At 36.7% G+C, this 15,924-nt stretch carries 11 protein-coding genes and 1 other annotated feature; of the genes, 7 read left to right on the plus strand and 4 right to left on the minus strand.

The genetic code is table 11. The features are described from left to right. Positions 1–40: 40 nt before the first annotated feature. The 7 genes from IGL30_RS01215 to nhaC all read left to right on the plus strand — a co-directional run bounded on the left by IGL30_RS01215 (position 41) and on the right by nhaC (position 10,621). Entirely contained in the window at positions 41–1,177 is a 1,137-nt protein-coding gene (locus tag IGL30_RS01215) for a hypothetical protein (protein WP_088745361.1), read from the plus strand. 107 nt (positions 1,178–1,284) lie between these two features. Continuing rightward, the gene (locus tag IGL30_RS01220) at positions 1,285–2,115 is read left to right on the plus strand and encodes a hypothetical protein (RefSeq protein ID WP_088745362.1); all 831 of its coding nucleotides are present in this window, start codon (positions 1,285–1,287) and stop codon (positions 2,113–2,115) included. 121 nt (positions 2,116–2,236) lie between these two features. Continuing rightward, complete coding sequence (locus IGL30_RS01225) at positions 2,237–2,893, plus strand: HI_0552 family protein (RefSeq protein WP_088745363.1); 657 nt, start codon at positions 2,237–2,239, stop codon at positions 2,891–2,893. 375 nt (positions 2,894–3,268) lie between these two features. Further along, positions 3,269–3,474 (plus strand) — a binding site (T-box leader). A gap of 94 nt (positions 3,475–3,568) precedes the next feature. Beyond that, positions 3,569–4,825, plus strand: coding sequence for a tyrosine--tRNA ligase (gene tyrS, locus IGL30_RS01230; RefSeq protein WP_010736915.1), 1,257 nt, complete (start codon positions 3,569–3,571; stop codon positions 4,823–4,825). 289 nt (positions 4,826–5,114) lie between these two features. Further along, complete coding sequence (gene tdc / locus IGL30_RS01235; RefSeq protein WP_081128229.1) at positions 5,115–6,989, plus strand: tyrosine decarboxylase; 1,875 nt, start codon at positions 5,115–5,117, stop codon at positions 6,987–6,989. A 514-nt stretch (positions 6,990–7,503) separates the two neighbouring features. After that, a complete protein-coding gene (tyrP, locus tag IGL30_RS01240; RefSeq protein WP_010720263.1) occupies positions 7,504–8,922 on the plus strand; it encodes a tyrosine-tyramine antiporter in 1,419 nt (472 codons plus the stop codon). 322 nt (positions 8,923–9,244) lie between these two features. Continuing rightward, positions 9,245–10,621 carry a Na+/H+ antiporter NhaC gene (gene nhaC, locus IGL30_RS01245; protein ID WP_430618446.1) on the plus strand — a complete coding sequence of 459 codons (1,377 nt, stop codon included), beginning with the start codon at positions 9,245–9,247 and terminating at the stop codon, positions 10,619–10,621. Positions 10,622–10,791: 170 nt separating this feature from the next. Here the strand turns inward: nhaC and IGL30_RS01250 are convergent, their stop codons facing one another. From IGL30_RS01250 to IGL30_RS01265, 4 genes are read right to left on the minus strand one after another with little or no spacing between them, the layout of a single operon-like run. Beyond that, complete coding sequence (locus tag IGL30_RS01250; protein WP_063626481.1) at positions 10,792–11,814, minus strand: LacI family DNA-binding transcriptional regulator; 1,023 nt, start codon at positions 11,812–11,814, stop codon at positions 10,792–10,794. Between the two features lie 18 nt (positions 11,815–11,832). Then, positions 11,833–12,855, minus strand: coding sequence for an aldose epimerase family protein (locus tag IGL30_RS01255; RefSeq protein WP_088745366.1), 1,023 nt, complete (start codon positions 12,853–12,855; stop codon positions 11,833–11,835). Then, positions 12,848–13,513, minus strand: a complete 666-nt coding sequence (pgmB, locus tag IGL30_RS01260; protein ID WP_088745367.1) for a beta-phosphoglucomutase — start codon at positions 13,511–13,513, stop codon at positions 12,848–12,850. The genes IGL30_RS01255 and pgmB overlap by 8 nt, the downstream gene beginning before the upstream one ends. Then, positions 13,506–15,800, minus strand: a complete 2,295-nt coding sequence (locus IGL30_RS01265; RefSeq protein ID WP_123874928.1) for a glycoside hydrolase family 65 protein — start codon at positions 15,798–15,800, stop codon at positions 13,506–13,508. Before IGL30_RS01265 ends, pgmB begins: the two co-directional genes overlap by 8 nt. Between the last annotated feature and the right edge of the window lie 124 nt (positions 15,801–15,924).

The following is a 15,924-nucleotide window of genomic DNA, read 5'->3' on the forward strand; positions in this document are numbered from 1 at the left end:
TATTCTTAACACACTAAAGTAATAAAGGAGATAAGCAGATATGGGGGATTTAAATAACAAAAATAAAAATGCGGCAGTATCTAGTTTAGAAATGGAACAGGAAGATAAATTTAAGAAATATAAAAAGGAATGTATAGCAGCGTATGTCACTAACGACCAAGCTAAAATTGCGTCAATTGAACAAAACAAACAAAAACTGTTGAAAAAACACGAAAAATCAGATCTACGTCTAATGAGCGAATATTCTTTTGGTTCATATAAGGAATCATTAGTTGTTCCTAAAAAAGAAGTACAAAAGTGTTTTGAACTAAATAAAGACATGAGTTCAGTAATTAGTATGCAAAATAAGTTAGAGCGTGATGAAGACGACATGAAAATAAAAATTCAGTCGTTGGAAGAAGAGATAGGCGTAGAATTGACTAGCTACACTAATGAAAAAAACAACATGGATAACAAATTGAATCGGTTAAATGCAATACCAGTACTAATCAAGGAGAAGACTGATGAAATCGATAAGATCAAAGCTTCACCGTTTAGAAGATTTTTAAGTTATTTTACAGGTGAAATAGGAGCTTTGGAAAAAGAGAAGCGTTCATTGGAAAATGAACAAAAGCTTATAAAAGGTAAACTGGAGTCTGATCTATCATCACTTTATGGGAAAGGCTATAGTTTGAGTGGGGAGGTTGATAGTAAAAAGATAAAGAAGAAATGGATAAATAAAATAACGAAAGAATATTCTGATTTGAATATGAATGAACAATTTAGTATGGTGAAGAAAGGTTTTATAGATTTAAATAATAAAGTATCAGCCAGTCTATTTCCGTACGTGGCACCGCTATTAGGCGAACTTGCTCGCTCAATTTATACGACCGAAAAAAATTTCTTAGAGACACAGCAGAGATTTGAAAATATCAAGAATCATCGCCCACAAGTACTAAATGCGGAGTTACATGAATATCAGAATAAAGTACAAGCCGAAATGGAAAGAAATGATGAGCAAGAAACAAATGAAGTGCATGAAACAATAAAAATAAATGATGTGCAAAAAACAAATGGTCCACGTGAATTATATACTCTGATAGAAGGAGTTACGCAGCCACAAAGCCAACCAGGGAAACAACAAAGCCAACCAGAGAAACAACAAAGATCAACGCCTGAACACGATTCACGTAATTAGTAATATGTTTGGAAAGTTTCGTTTGTCCAAATGCGTTTCGTCTAAGTTTAGGCACAATGCATTCGTTTTCGAAATATCTCGATTACTAAATGATAAGGAGTAAAAAAATGTCAATACTACCAAAAGCAAAAGAGGTTAAAACAAAAGAAAAAATTTATCAGCTTGTTGAACAAGAAGTAGTATCTAAAAAAAATGCCAAGATTTACCAATTAACTGAGGTAAATGGAAATAAAAAAAAGAGTATAAAGATGGAAATTCCCATGCTATTGGATAAGGAATTTTTACATACATATAAAACGATCCTAGAGTTAGATAAGCAAAGACAGAAGCAGTATGCTCGAGTTTCTTATTTGAAAAAAGAACGGATGAATCGATTAAATTATTTAAATCATGCAAAAAAATTAGACGTAGAACCACGAGATCAGGAAAATATGAAGGTTCATTTGACTCAACGAATCGATAAATTGCAGGATAGTATGAACAAAAACGAAGAAAAATTAGCAAAAGGTGTGAATTGGTTACAAAAATATATGTTGAAAAAAGAAATTGACGCTCAAAAAGCTGAGTTAGCATTAGGGAAAAAACTTCTAGGAACAAAAAGTCTTGAAAAGTTAAAGAAAGATGTGAGCAAGGAAAGAGAGCGTTTTTTAAATTTGAATGTTCAACTGGAAAACACTACTCAGAGTCAATCACAACTTCTGGTTGCCAAAATGATGCCTTTGATTAATAGTTTTAAAGGATTGGTAAAACAAGATATAGAATATACAGATAAGCTGATCGCCTCTCTGGAAAAGCATATGGAATTAGAACAAGGGAATGGACAGCGACAAAAAGCTCAATTAAAAGACAAAGTACAGGAAACTACAACAAAGCAGAATCCAGTTAATAGACAACCAATTACACAAGCAAAACAAGATCTAAATGATAAAGGAAGATGATTATCGAGTATTTTCACCGAAATAATTCCATGCTCACTCTTTTCTTGCTATTTTTGTTGTTTCTCTCATTGATAGTCTTTACAATGTAGGATAGGGAAATCGTTAAGAAAGAAGTGGCGGAATGGATTTATTAACTAGTGATTATGAATTGTTTGATCGTTCGATGTATACCTTTAAGCAGCTAAAAGAAAGTTATACTACTGAAGAATTAGTACAGCTTAAGGTGAGGTATCAAACACACTGGCAAAAGTGGAAAAAAATGAATGAACAAGTGGCAAAAGCAACCCCCTTGCAATGGCAGATGAGAAAACCAAAAATCGAAAGTTGGACGAATGGTTGGAATCTCAGAAGCCATTTTTGGTGTGCTTACCGTAGTGAAGGACGCCAACAGGAAAATGCTTGTTTAGCTACTTTGCTGAATAAAAAACAATTCCAAATCTATTTGATGTTTCAACACTATAAAAGTGAAGAACGCCAAGGAAGCATTTCGTCCTTCAATCATCTACTAACGTTTTTAGAGGAATGGAGTAAGCACATTCCGGTTGAAGAGTATTATATTTGGCCACAACCAGAACATGAACTGGTGGATCACCTACCGTTAGCCACCTATTTGACGGATAAGCAAAAGCAAATCGAATTAAAACAAGCAATGGAGGATAAAACCTTCCAACTTGGTAAGCTTTATTTTTATCCGAATGAATTAAAAGATGCTGAAAAGTTGATTTTAGATGGTATGCAGGAATTGATGCCTTTATACCTTCGATTGAATGGGAAATAATAACATTAAGTAGGGCGAGAGAAAGGGGTATTTGATCGCTTAGATGATCGAAAACGTTAAAATAATAAAATAAAAGAAGTAAATTTGTCGTTGATAAATACTAGTTTATAAAATTTTCTTAAGCTTCAAAAAGTTTAAAAATTTTCATTTGATGGTTAAATGAGCGCCATTGAATGGATCATTCATCTTAGAAAAAACGGATGAAATAAAGGGATCAATGAGTTATTTTAGGTAATTGGATGCAAATAATTTAAAAAAAAGAATGTTCGGATTTTACTGTTTTATTCCATTGTTGAAGAAGTATAGAAAGAAATTTTTATCTTTTTTATTGACAAAGAAAAAATAGCGTTCTATGATAGACACATATTAACTTGATAACAGGCAATGATCAAAACGCAGTAGTTATTAAAGCCAATGTTTCAGAGAGCTAGTGGTTGCTGAGAACTAGTACAAGCTTTAAGACGAATTACATTTTAGGAGCCTTTGGCATTGATTTGTCACGTGACAGCGTTAAATGTTTGAGTGATATGTTTTGAATGAAACATATAAAATGGGTGGTACCGCGAGATTTCGTCCCTTGGTTAGTTAACCAAGGGATTTTTTTTATTGATTTTAATTAGTATGAATGATAGCAGGTTCCTGCTTTCACAATAAAATGATACGGAGGGATTTAACATGAATATTATCGACGAATTAACTTGGCGTGATGCCATTAACCAACAAACGAATGAAGAAAGACTTCGTGAACTTGTTGACGAAAAGAGTATTTCACTATATTGCGGAGTTGACCCAACTGGGGATTCTATGCACATCGGACATTTGATTCCATTTATGATGATGAAAAGATTTCAATTGGCAGGACATCATCCATACATTCTGATCGGTGGCGGAACAGGTACAATTGGAGACCCAAGTGGCCGTAAGACAGAACGTGTCTTACAAACAATGGAACAAGTCCAACATAATGTTGATGCTTTATCTAACCAAATGAGAAAATTATTTGGGAAAGATGCAAACATCACGTTTGTGAATAACTACGATTGGTTATCAAAAATCTCGTTACTTGAATTTTTACGTGATTACGGTAAAAACTTCAACATTAACACGATGTTAGCGAAAGATATCGTAGCAAGTCGTTTGGAAGTCGGTATCTCATTTACAGAATTTACTTACCAAATCTTGCAATCAATTGACTTCTTGCACTTACACAAAACATATGATGTTCAACTACAAATCGGTGGTGCTGATCAATGGGGGAACATCACAGCTGGATTAGACTTAATCCGTAAATTAGAAGGACCAGAAGCAGAAGCATTCGGTTTAACGATCCCATTGATGTTAAAAGCGGATGGGACAAAATTTGGTAAAACTGCCGGTGGCGCTATCTGGTTAGATCCTGAGAAAACATCACCATTTGAGTTCTACCAATTCTGGTTGAACCAAGATGACCGAGATGTTGTGAAATACTTGAAATTCTTTACTTTCTTATCACAAGAAGAAATTGAAGATTTGGCGAAAAAAGTTGAAACTGAACCTGAAAAACGTGAAGCACAACGACGTTTAGCAGAAGAAGTGACGAGATTCGTTCATAGTGAAGAAGACTTGAAAGAAGCACAAAAAATAACAGAAGCATTGTTCTCTGGAAACATCAAAGAATTAAATGCAGCTGAGATCGCTCAAGGATTTGGTAAAATGCCAAACGTTGAAATTTCAAGTAAACCTGAAAATATCGTGGAATTATTGGTTTCCACAAAAATTGAACCATCAAAACGTCAAGCGCGTGAAGATGTTTCAAACGGAGCTATAAGTATTAACGGTGACCGTGTTACCGATTTAAATTTTGTCATAGATCCATCGAAGGAATTTGATGGTAAGTTTGTGGTTATTCGAAAGGGTAAGAAAAATTACTTTTTGGCCAAAGTAGTTGATTAGAATTTAGTAATTTTTTGGCTTGAAAATGGTCAACTCTATTACAAGATTCCAATTTTGAAACCCAACCTAAAAGGGTGACGTGGGATCTAGTTAATACAATCTTTACGAGGGAATTTACTTTTGTAAATTCCCTCGTTTTTTTTAATTTTTTTAAATGTGCAAACAATTTGCACAATTGATAATTATTATAAAATGATTAAAAAACCACTTGTGATTTAGTTTACAGAAATAAAAAACAGGTGTAATGTAGGGCTCGACAAAATTTAAATATTTTTTAGGAGGGTTTCACATGGAATCATTGTCAAATGAATTAAACCTAAATGCACTATTTATCGGAGACAAAGCGGAGAACGGCCAACTCTATAAAGATTTGTTGAACGATTTAGTAGATGAACATTTAGGCTGGCGACAAAATTACATGCCACAAGACATGCCAGTTATTACACCAGAAGAACAAAGTAGTGCAAGTTTTGAGCACACAGTCAATAAAACAAAAGATGTTTTATCTGAAATCTCAGCTCGTATGCGTACTCACTCAGTACCATGGCATACAGCTGGACGTTATTGGGGTCATATGAACTCTGAAACATTAATGCCATCTTTACTAGCATATAATTTCGCAATGCTATGGAATGGTAACAACGTTGCTTACGAATCTTCTCCAGCAACAAGTCAAATGGAAGAAGAAGTAGGACTAGAGTTTGCGAAATTAATGGGCTATAAAGATGGCTGGGGACACATCGTTGCTGATGGTTCTTTAGCTAACTTAGAAGGTCTTTGGTATGCACGTAACATCAAATCACTTCCACTTGCAATGAAAGAAGTTGCACCTGAATTAGTCTCAGGAAAAAGTGACTGGGAATTGATGAACATGTCTACAAAAGAAATCATGGACTTGTTAGATAGTGTTCCAGAAAAAATTGATGACATCAAAGCACATTCTGCACGTAGCGGAAAACATTTACAACAATTAGGAAAATGGTTAGTACCACAAACGAAACATTACTCATGGCTAAAAGCAGCTGATATCATCGGTATCGGGTTAGATCAAGTAATCCCTGTACCAGTTGATCACAACTATCGAATGGATATCAACGAACTTGAAAAAATCGTTCGTCAACTAGCAGCTGAAAAAACACCAATCTTGGGTGTAGTCGGTGTTGTTGGTTCGACAGAAGAAGGAGCCATTGACGGTATCGATAAAATCGTTGCATTACGTCGAGTATTAGAAAAAGATGGTATTTACTTCTACTTGCATGTTGATGCTGCTTACGGCGGTTATGGTCGTTCCATTTTCTTAGACGAAGAAAATAACTTTATTCCATTTGAAGAATTAAAAGATGTTCATGCAAAACATCATGTATTTACAGAAAACAAAGATTATATCTTAGAAGATGTACACAGTGCCTTCAAAGCAATTGAAGAAGCAGAATCTGTAACAATTGATCCACATAAAATGGGTTATGTTCCTTACTCAGCTGGTGGGATCGTCATCAAAGACGTACGTATGCGCGACGTTATTTCTTACTTTGCTACTTACGTGTTTGAAAAAGGCGCAGATATCCCAGCATTACTTGGTGCATACATTTTAGAAGGTTCAAAAGCAGGAGCAACTGCTGCTAGTGTTTGGGCTGCACATCATGTCTTACCACTTAATGTAACTGGTTATGGTAAATTGATGGGAGCTTCAATCGAAGGAGCACATCGTTTCTATAACTTCTTACAAGATTTATCATTTAAAGTTGGCGATAAAGAAATCGAAGTACATCCATTAACTTACCCAGATTTCAATATGGTTGACTATGTATTTAAAGAAAAAGGCAACGACGATCTAGTTGCAATGAACAAATTGAATCATGACGTTTATGACTACTCTTCATACGTTAAAGGTAGCATCTATGGTAATGAATTCTTGACATCACACACTGACTTTGCTATTCCAGATTATGGCAACAGCCCATTACAATTTGTGAACCAATTAGGTTTCTCAGATGAAGAATGGAACCGTGCAGGAAAAGTAACTGTTTTACGTGCAAGTGTAATGACACCATACATGAATAAAGCAGAAAACTTCGAAGAATATGCTGGAAAAATCAAAGCAGCTCTTCAAGAAAAATTAGAAAAAATCTACGCAAATCAATTACTAGCAAGCGAAGAAAAATAATAAAATAAAAAACATTCTGAGTATAAGAAGTAGAAGTCACTTTTATTGTATGCTATAAAACCGAATAAACGGTGGTAGCTCAATCGAAAAATACAGTTGAAGGATCTTTAAAATACAAAAAGTTATTTTTTAGATTCTTCTGCTGGTTTTTCTGAGCTCAGCACTTCTGTTATCTGCTCAGGTGTTTTTTGTTTTACAGGTTGTCTTTGAAGCGATACAAGTAATCCGTTCAAAACAGCCGAGGTTGTAATGAAATAGCTTGCGCTCTTTTAGGTATTTGGTATGAATGAAGAGAAAGATCGAAAAGCTTCAATACAAATACAGCGAATGGAACACAAGACTATTTCAGATTTTTCTTTTTTAGCAAATAATAACTAATAAAATCCAGTCACTAAGCATCGTTTTTATACTAAAAAAGTTGTGGGGAACAACCTCTTGGCTTTTGTCTTGCGACTTGGGATTACTTTGAAGACAACGTTTTTTTATTCAAAAAAAAACAAGGAGCGTGTCAACAGTGAGTAAATCACAAGTAAGTAAAATGGGTCTTGGGACCTTTGTCGGTCTGACGATGGCTTTGTGTGCGACAGTTCGGAGTATTCCGACTTTAGCAGCCGTTGGTTGGACATTGATTTTTTATTCAATTTTTGCCGTACTGTTTTTTGCCGGTCCTATTTCGATGGTTTCTGGTGAGCTTTCTACGATGCTTCCACAAGAAGGTGGACCACAATTATGGGTCAAAACTGCCTTAGGAAGTAAATGGGGATTTGTTGTTGCCTGGTTGCTTTGGGTTCAAATGTTCCCAGGGATGGTTATGGTTGCATCAACATTAGGTCCATTATTAGGAAATACATTCGGGAACGTAGAATTAGGCAATAATCATTTATTTGTATTAGGTTGTATTTTAGTTATTTATTGGATCATTACAATTTTGAACTTGAAATTTGATATGGCCAAAGTTGGTGGGAACATCGGCGTTTGGTTAGGTGTGTATATCCCAGTGGTTATCATGTTTGTCCTTGGTTTATTCGCCGCATTCAAAGTGGGTCTAGTATCTAATGGTTACTTAGGAGATTTTTCTTGGTCAAAAGCTTTCCCAGATTTACAACATAGTGAATCATTGAAATATCTTGCAGGTATCACATTTATTTTTGTTGGTATCGAAATGAGTTCTGTTTACATGCCTCGTTTAAAAGATGCAACGAAAAACTACACTAAAGGGGTCTTTATTGCGTTGATTGGTCTTGTTTTATTGAACGTGATCAATGCAATGTTAGTTGCCAATGTTGTACCAAATGGAAAAATGGAATTAGCAAACATTACGCAACCAATCTTGATTTATTGCCAAATCCTTGGCTTACCAACAATTATTGGGAACATCTTCAGCTTTATGGTGTTTATCGGTGTGTTACTTCAATTATCTGCATGGGTAACTGGACCATCTAAAACGATTATCCAAGTAGCACGTGAAGGTTTCTTACCACCTAAATTTGGATTCCATAAAGAAAATGAATATGGTGTTTCTCGTAATGTCGTATTAACTCAATCAATCGTTATTTCATTATTCGCTTTACTTTACGGCGTAATGGATGACGTCAGTGCTGTATTCTTAACATTAACAAATGCTACAACTGTTATTTATTGTATCGTCTATATTTTGATTGCTGTTTCATTGATCAAAATGAGAAAAAGCCATCCAGATTTAGAACGTCCTTATCGAATTGGTAAAAAAGGAAATGGAATGGCTTGGGTAGTTAGCTGCATGTTGATTTTCTCTATCATTGCAGTAGTTGTATCCACTTTAGGAACATCTACCTTGACGGATGCATTATTGGTAGCAGTTATTGCAATCGTTATGTTTGTCATTCCTTTGATCATCAATCGTTTTAAAAATGATTCTTGGGGAAGCGAAGTAGAAAAGAGTTTAAAAGAATAGAACAAATAAGAAGCAAGTAAAAAATGTAAATAGGGAAGGGGGCTATGACAAAAATCTTGTCACAGTCCCTTATTCCTAACAAACGGTGTTCCAGAAGTAGCTCATGTCTGTTACAGCATGGTTTGCCAAATGTATGCTTTTTAATCAGGGAACCTTTGCGAAAATAACGCTAATCATAAGGTTCAGCGGATTTGAGAAAATAATCGTCATTAGCATCGTCTATCCGCTAAAACAAAAAAATGATGCTATGACCAGTTGTCCTACCAAAAGAACGCTTTTTTTAGGTAGGGCTTTTTTTGTAAAAAAAATAGGAGAAGATACGATGAATAAAAAAATATCTGTGAAAGAAAGTATGGCAGTTTTATTCATATTGTTGGCGATATTAGGAATACTGATTATTGGATTTCAATTGTCTCCGCATATTCCTATACTAATCGCTTTCATGTGTTTGTTATTTTACGGACGATTTAGAGGTTTCTCATGGGATGAGATTCATGATGGGATTGTCAAAGGAATTACTCCAGGGATCATACCAATTTTGATTTTTCTGTTGATTGGTGTTTTGGTAGCTTCGTGGATTTTATCTGGAACGATTCCAACGATCATGGTTTATGGTTTCCAATTGATCTCGGTTCGCTTTTTCTTACCGACTTCTTTTCTTGTTTGTGCAATCGTCGGGATTACTGTTGGAAGCTCATTTACAACGATTTCAACGATCGGTATTGCTTTTTTAGGAATCGGTCATATTTTAGGTTTTAGTGATGCGATGACGACAGGAGCAGTTGTTTCGGGGGCTTTTTTAGGAAATAATTGTTCGCCGTTATCTGATACTACGAACCTGGCGGCCGGGATCGGAGAAGTAAACTTATTTGAGCATATCGCTCAAATGCGTTACACTGATTTGCCAGCATTTTTAATTGCTATGTTATTTTATGTTTTTCTTGGGAATGGGAGTCACACAGCGGATCTACAAGCGATCACGGACATGATCCAAAACATGAAAGCAGGTTTCTGGATCTCTCCATGGACGTTGATCCCATTAGTGATCTTGTTTGGTGGAGCGATTAAAAAAATTCCAGCGATTCCAACACTACTAGTTGGTTCAACTGCTGCGATCATTCTTTCCTTCATCAATCAACCACATTTAACGATGTCAAAAGTAGCTAATATTTTAATGAACGGCTATGTTGCCCATACAGCAGACCCTAAAATCAATGAATTGCTTTCAAGAGGGGGAATTGTTAGTATGCTTGGTTCAGCAAGCTTGATTCTTCTAGCTTTAGCTTTGGGTGGCTTATTGATCAAATATACGATTGTGGAAACGATTGTTCAGGAATTGCGAGAAAAAATGGATCGGCCTTCTCGCTTGGTTGGCTTTACAGCATTAAGCTGTATCGGGATCAATTTGATCGTAGGCGAACAGTACTTGTCGATCATTTTACCAGGCGAAACCTTTAAGCGATCGTTCGATCGTGCGGGCGTTAATAAAAAGTATCTTACCAGAACTTTGGCAGATGCTGGAGCAACCGTTAATTCACTCGTTCCGTGGGGAGTTAGTGGTACCTTTATTATGGGCACGATGAAAGTCAGTGCATTACAATATCTACCATTTACTTTCTTCTCGATCTTAGCACCGATTTTTACGATTTTGAGTGGTTTCTGGCTAAATCAAAAGATGAAAAAACGTACCAGTGTATAGTCTAGGCACCATCAAGGTTTGAGAACGAGAATCGAAATAGCTTTTTATACTCAGTTTCTTTTTCATGAAAAAGTTATTTGAAGAGTGTAGATTCTTAAAAAATGAACCTGTATAGTAAAAAAACAACTGAAGACACTACAAATAGTTTATTTGTGTGTTCAACAGTTGTTTTATTTTTTTTCTTGTAAGCGAGGAACGACGGTTTCTCGTTTGACGAGTTGATGAGGAATGACTAAACGAACACCGCTGCTGATTTCATCGTGGATCAATTCGTATAATTTTTGCATCGCAACCCTTCCTAATTCAGAAATATCGATATCGATACTGGTTAAATAAGGGTGAGTCAATGTAGCGAAAATAGAGTTATTGAAGCTGATGATCGATAGGGTATCAGGAATTCGATAGCCATACATCTGTGCTAGTTGCATCGTTCGTAAGGCAAAAATATCGTCAATGACTACCAGCGCTGTTGATTGTGACTTTTTCAAAATGGCATCAAAAGCTAAATAATCTTCGGGTTGTTCGATCACTACACTAGGATGAACTGTAAGTCCAGCTAGCATCAAGGCTTTTTGGTAGCCAAAATAACGTTCGAAGTAAAGGCTCTCGTGGGTTGTATTGGTTACGAAAAGAATGTTTTCATGACCGTTTTGAATCAAGAAATCCGTGGCTTGTTTACCTAATAATTGGTTATCATTATCGACATAAATGATTTCATTCTCATGTCGGTAAGGCTGACCAATCAAAGTGAAAGGAATCTCATTCGTATAGAGATAATCTATGACAGGATCTTCACTGTCGGAATAAACTAAAATAAACCCATCGACTTGTTTTTGCAGATGCATCCGTTGCACGTTTTCTAATAAAGTATCAAAATTTTTGGCTGTTGCTATAGCAGTTGTCAGATCATAACGGCGTGCTTCTTCATTGATTGCTTCCATGATCTCAAGATAAAAAGGATTCCCAATCCGTTCTTTTGAATCAAGGGGTGGGAGAATGACGCCAATTGCGCTAGAAATTCTTTTCCCTAGATTTCTAGCAGTGATATTTGGTACATAGCCTAGTTCATCCATGACTTTTCGTACTTTCTTTTTGGTTGCCTCTGAGATGCTTGGATGGTCATTGATGACCCGTGAAACGGTCGAGGTCGCAACACCAGCTTTTTTGGCTACATCCTTCACTGTGATCGCCATAAACGATACACCTCTTTTCTAGACTTGCTTTTCATTTAAACGATGAAATTGATAAGTGGTAGAGCAAACTTTTTCTTGTCCCGGATATAATGCGATTGACCCAAATTCAGGGAAATGAACGGCATCAGGAAGTTCTTGTGGTTCAATTGCCAACCCATAATTTGAGTGCATTTTTTGGCCATTGATTAAAAAATCTGCTTCAAATCCAGTCGTAGAAAATAATACCATACTTTTGCTCGTCGTTGCTATAGACAACTGGCGACCAGCTTGCTTTTCGGTCAAGGTAAGTATTTTCTTCGTTCGTTTAGGCGTACTTAAAACAAAAGCATCATCTAGTCCGTTTGGATCATTCGTTAAAATTTCCATTAGCGAATGTGGGTGTTTAAAATTAAGCGGTAAGTCGCTGAGAGCGATCACTTCACCAGTTGGTATTTTTTCGTGATCTAAGGCTAATATTCCATCTGTTTGGATCGTTAGTTCATGATCGTAGATATCTCGTTTGCCATTGCCAGAAAGATTGAAATACGCATGATTCGTTGGGTTGCAGATGGTTTCAGTCGAGCTGCTTGTCTTGGTGATCATTTCTAATTTATTTTGGGTTATCTGATACGTAACGGTTGCGGTGATCGGACCGGGATAACTGGAAAAAGTATCCTGCAAATAAAAAACAACACCGATCGCTGTAGGAGTCTCAAAAACTTCTACCTCCCAATACTGAAATGCCCAACCGTTTGAACCACCATGGATATGGTGATTTCCTTCGTTTTTTTCTAGCTGATGATCAGCCCAAGAGCCATTTTTAATTCTGCCAGCGACTGGTCCAATCGTTGCCCCAAAATAGCTTTGATCTTTTAAAACGTCTTCTAAGGAATCATAAGATAATAAGACATTTTCTAAGTGACCATTTTTATCTGGAGCTAGAATTTGATGAAGCCTTGCCCCGTAGTTGAGAAGAACGACTGTGAGTTCGTCGTTCTTCAATGTGATTTGCTTCAAGTTGGTGTTGGGAATGGGGATCACAGTGATGGAAGGTTTAGACATACTGTGTCCACTCATTTTTTAAATAGTCTAGTGTAAGGCAAGTCGTATCAGGTACGACTGGGATATCTTTTCCAAGATCTTCTATTCGTCCAACACCAATTGGAAATGCCCCGCTAGCACGGATTGCTTTGATCCCAGATTGTGCATCTTCGATCCCGATGCATTCTTGTGGGGATAAGCCAATTTCTTTTGCGGCCAATAAGAAAATATCGGGAGCCGGCTTACCCAGTTTGATCGTTGCAGGATCGGCAATTGCATCGAAAAATGGCGTTAATGCCATTTTAGCAAGGAGGAAAGGTCCGTTTTTACTAGCTGAAGCAAGGGCAATCTTGATCTTGTTTGCTTTCAATTCTTCAAGTAATGGCAATATCCCTGGAAAAACATCTGTAGGCGTGATCGCTTGAATCATTTCAAGATAGTACTCATTTTTTCTGTGCGCTAATTCTTGAAATTCTTGTGGGGAAAACTCACTTTCTTTTTGTCCGTAGGAAAGCAATAAGCGAAGTGAATCTTCTCGACTAACCCCTTTCAATTGTTCGTTGAATGTTCGATCAATGGGAACACCGATTTCCTGACCTAATTTTTTCCAAGCACGATAATGGAACTCCGCAGTATCTGTAATCACCCCATCTAAGTCAAACAAAACTCCTTTAAACATCTAATTCCTCCTTACGCAAAGGTACCTTTAACTGGTCTTCTAAAAGATACGTTTTTTCGTACACCTTTAATGGGCAACTTTCGCCTGATACTAAGGTCAATTGCACCTGTTCACTAGACACCGAAACAAATAATAAACGACCACGATAATTCACATGGAAGGAGTAGGCTTTCCACGTGTTTGGTAAGAAAGGAGCAAAGCGTAACTGTTCGTGATCTGTTTTCATTTGAGCGAATCCTTGGACGATTGCGAGCCAACTACCAGTCATCGACGTGATGTGTAATCCGTCTTCGGTATCGTTATTATAATTATCTAAATCAAGGCGGGCTGTCCGTTGATACATTTCCACTGCCTTATCCTCCATACCTAATTCAGCAGCTAAAATGGCATGGATACTTGGTGAAAGGGAAGACTCATGAACGGTCATTGGTTCGTAAAAATCAAAGTTTCTTTGTTTTTCTTCTTTGCTAAACGAGTCGTTGAAGAAATAGATTCCTTGTAGAACATCCGCCTGCTTAATGAAACAAGAACGCAAAATTTTGTCCCAAGACCAATGTTGGTTTAATGGAAGCTCGCTAGGAGATAGCTCTGATACCGGCAATAATTCTTTATCTAAAAATGTATCATGTTGGACAAAAATACCTAATTCTTCATCTTTAGGAAAATACATATTTTCTGCAATGGTTTGCCAATTCGTTAGTTCTTCGTCAGTGATCGTTACAGTAGTTTCTGTTTGGAATTTTAAATAGTTTTCCCGGGTATACGTTAATACCCAGCAAGCTATCGTATTGGTATACCAGTTGTTATTGATGTTGTTTTCATATTCATTCGGACCAGTCACACCATGGATCATATATTTGTTATGACGTTTTGAAAAATGAACTCGATCTGCCCAAAAACGAGCAATCTCAACTAATACTTCTAACCCTTCTTTTTTCAAATAATCGGTGTCACCTGTATAGTTCGTATAGTTGTAAATCGCATAAGCGATCGCACCGTTACGATGGATCTCTTCAAAGGTAATTTCCCATTCGTTGTGGCATTCGACCCCTGTAAAAGTAACCATTGGGTACAAGGCGCCTTTTAACCCTTGTTGTTGGGCATTATGAATAGCTTGAGGCAATTGATTATGGCGATATTTAAGGAGATTTTTTGTCACTTCAGGTTTTGCCAAAGCAAGATATAAGGGGACAGCGTAAGCTTCCGTATCCCAATAAGTAGCACCTCCGTATTTTTCTCCTGTAAAACCTTTGGGTCCAATATTCAAACGTTCATCTTCGCCGTAATAAGTAGAAAATAGTTGGAAAAGATTGAAACGAATCCCTTGCTGTGCTTCCTCGTCACCTTCGATCACCACATCAGCCAGTGCCCAGCGTTTGCTCCAAGCAGTGGTTTGTTCTGCTTTTGCTTGCAGATAATGACTTTGTAAGTCACTAAATTCTTGGAGAATCTGTTGGACTTGCTGTGCTTCGGGGATGTCACGGCTCGTCAACACAAGTACTTCTTTATCAAGTGTCACGGATTGATTCGTTGTTAAGTCGAAAGAAAATTCCCCAAGGACGGCTAATGTATCTTCGTGGTAAATTGGTTGCGCTAATTCTTCATTAACGAAATGTCTCATGGCAGCCGTTACGGTAAATTGTTCGATCGCAAAATTATTTGGAATCGTTTTGGTCATTAAGTAGGCTGTTTCATCAGAAGTACCTCGACCGATTTCATTCCAAAAATGTTCATCATAGTTACTATCTTCATTTTGAACGTTACTATCCAATTTAGAGATGACTTTGACCGTGCCATTTCCTTCGAGCATCGTAACTGTTAAACGAATATAAGCAGCTTCGCTTTTGACGATACTTAAAAAACGTTCAAAGGTGATCTTTAGTTTGTTAGTTGCAGTCGTTACTGTGTAACTACGTGATAACACGCCGTTTTTCATATTCAATTCCCAATAAAAGTCTTCTGGTTCGATTGTAGCAAGGTCTAATAATTGCTCATCGATATAGATATCCATGGCAATAAAATTGATTGCATTAATCACTTTGCCAAAATATTCGGGATAGCCATTTTTCCACCAGCCAACACGAGTCTTATCGGGGTACCAAACCCCAGCTAAATAAGTTCCTTGATGATGATCACCTGAATAGGCTTCTTCAAAATTCCCTCGCATGCCCATGTATCCGTTACCAATACTAGTTAAAGATTCCTGTAAACGGAGATTTTCCCGATCTAATGTGTTGGTGCTGATCTTCCAAGGATCAATTTGAAATAGGCGCTTGATTTGTTTCATTGTACTCCTCCTAGATAATTTCATTGATACGTTTATAATAAACGCAACCGATTGCGCAAGTCAATATAAATAAAGCAGAATTTTTTAGCGGGGATTTAAAACAAAGAAATGAAAAGATAATTTT

This window comes from Enterococcus sp. DIV1089c (assembly GCF_050530965.1).
Classification (GTDB): Bacteria; Bacillota; Bacilli; order Lactobacillales; family Enterococcaceae; genus Enterococcus_B; species Enterococcus_B hirae.

Coding starts and splice junctions, on each gene's coding strand:
- nhaC (WP_430618446.1), top strand. CDS start 9,245: ATGAATAAAAAAATATCTGTGAAAGAAAGTATGGCAGTTTTATTCATA.
- IGL30_RS01220 (WP_088745362.1), top strand. CDS start 1,285: ATGTCAATACTACCAAAAGCAAAAGAGGTTAAAACAAAAGAAAAAATT.
- IGL30_RS01215 (WP_088745361.1), top strand. CDS start 41: ATGGGGGATTTAAATAACAAAAATAAAAATGCGGCAGTATCTAGTTTA.
- IGL30_RS01255 (WP_088745366.1), bottom strand. CDS start 12,855: ATGTCTAAACCTTCCATCACTGTGATCCCCATTCCCAACACCAACTTG.
- pgmB (WP_088745367.1), bottom strand. CDS start 13,513: ATGTTTAAAGGAGTTTTGTTTGACTTAGATGGGGTGATTACAGATACT.
- IGL30_RS01265 (WP_123874928.1), bottom strand. CDS start 15,800: ATGAAACAAATCAAGCGCCTATTTCAAATTGATCCTTGGAAGATCAGC.
- IGL30_RS01250 (WP_063626481.1), bottom strand. CDS start 11,814: ATGGCGATCACAGTGAAGGATGTAGCCAAAAAAGCTGGTGTTGCGACC.
- IGL30_RS01225 (WP_088745363.1), top strand. CDS start 2,237: ATGGATTTATTAACTAGTGATTATGAATTGTTTGATCGTTCGATGTAT.
- tdc (WP_081128229.1), top strand. CDS start 5,115: ATGGAATCATTGTCAAATGAATTAAACCTAAATGCACTATTTATCGGA.
- tyrS (WP_010736915.1), top strand. CDS start 3,569: ATGAATATTATCGACGAATTAACTTGGCGTGATGCCATTAACCAACAA.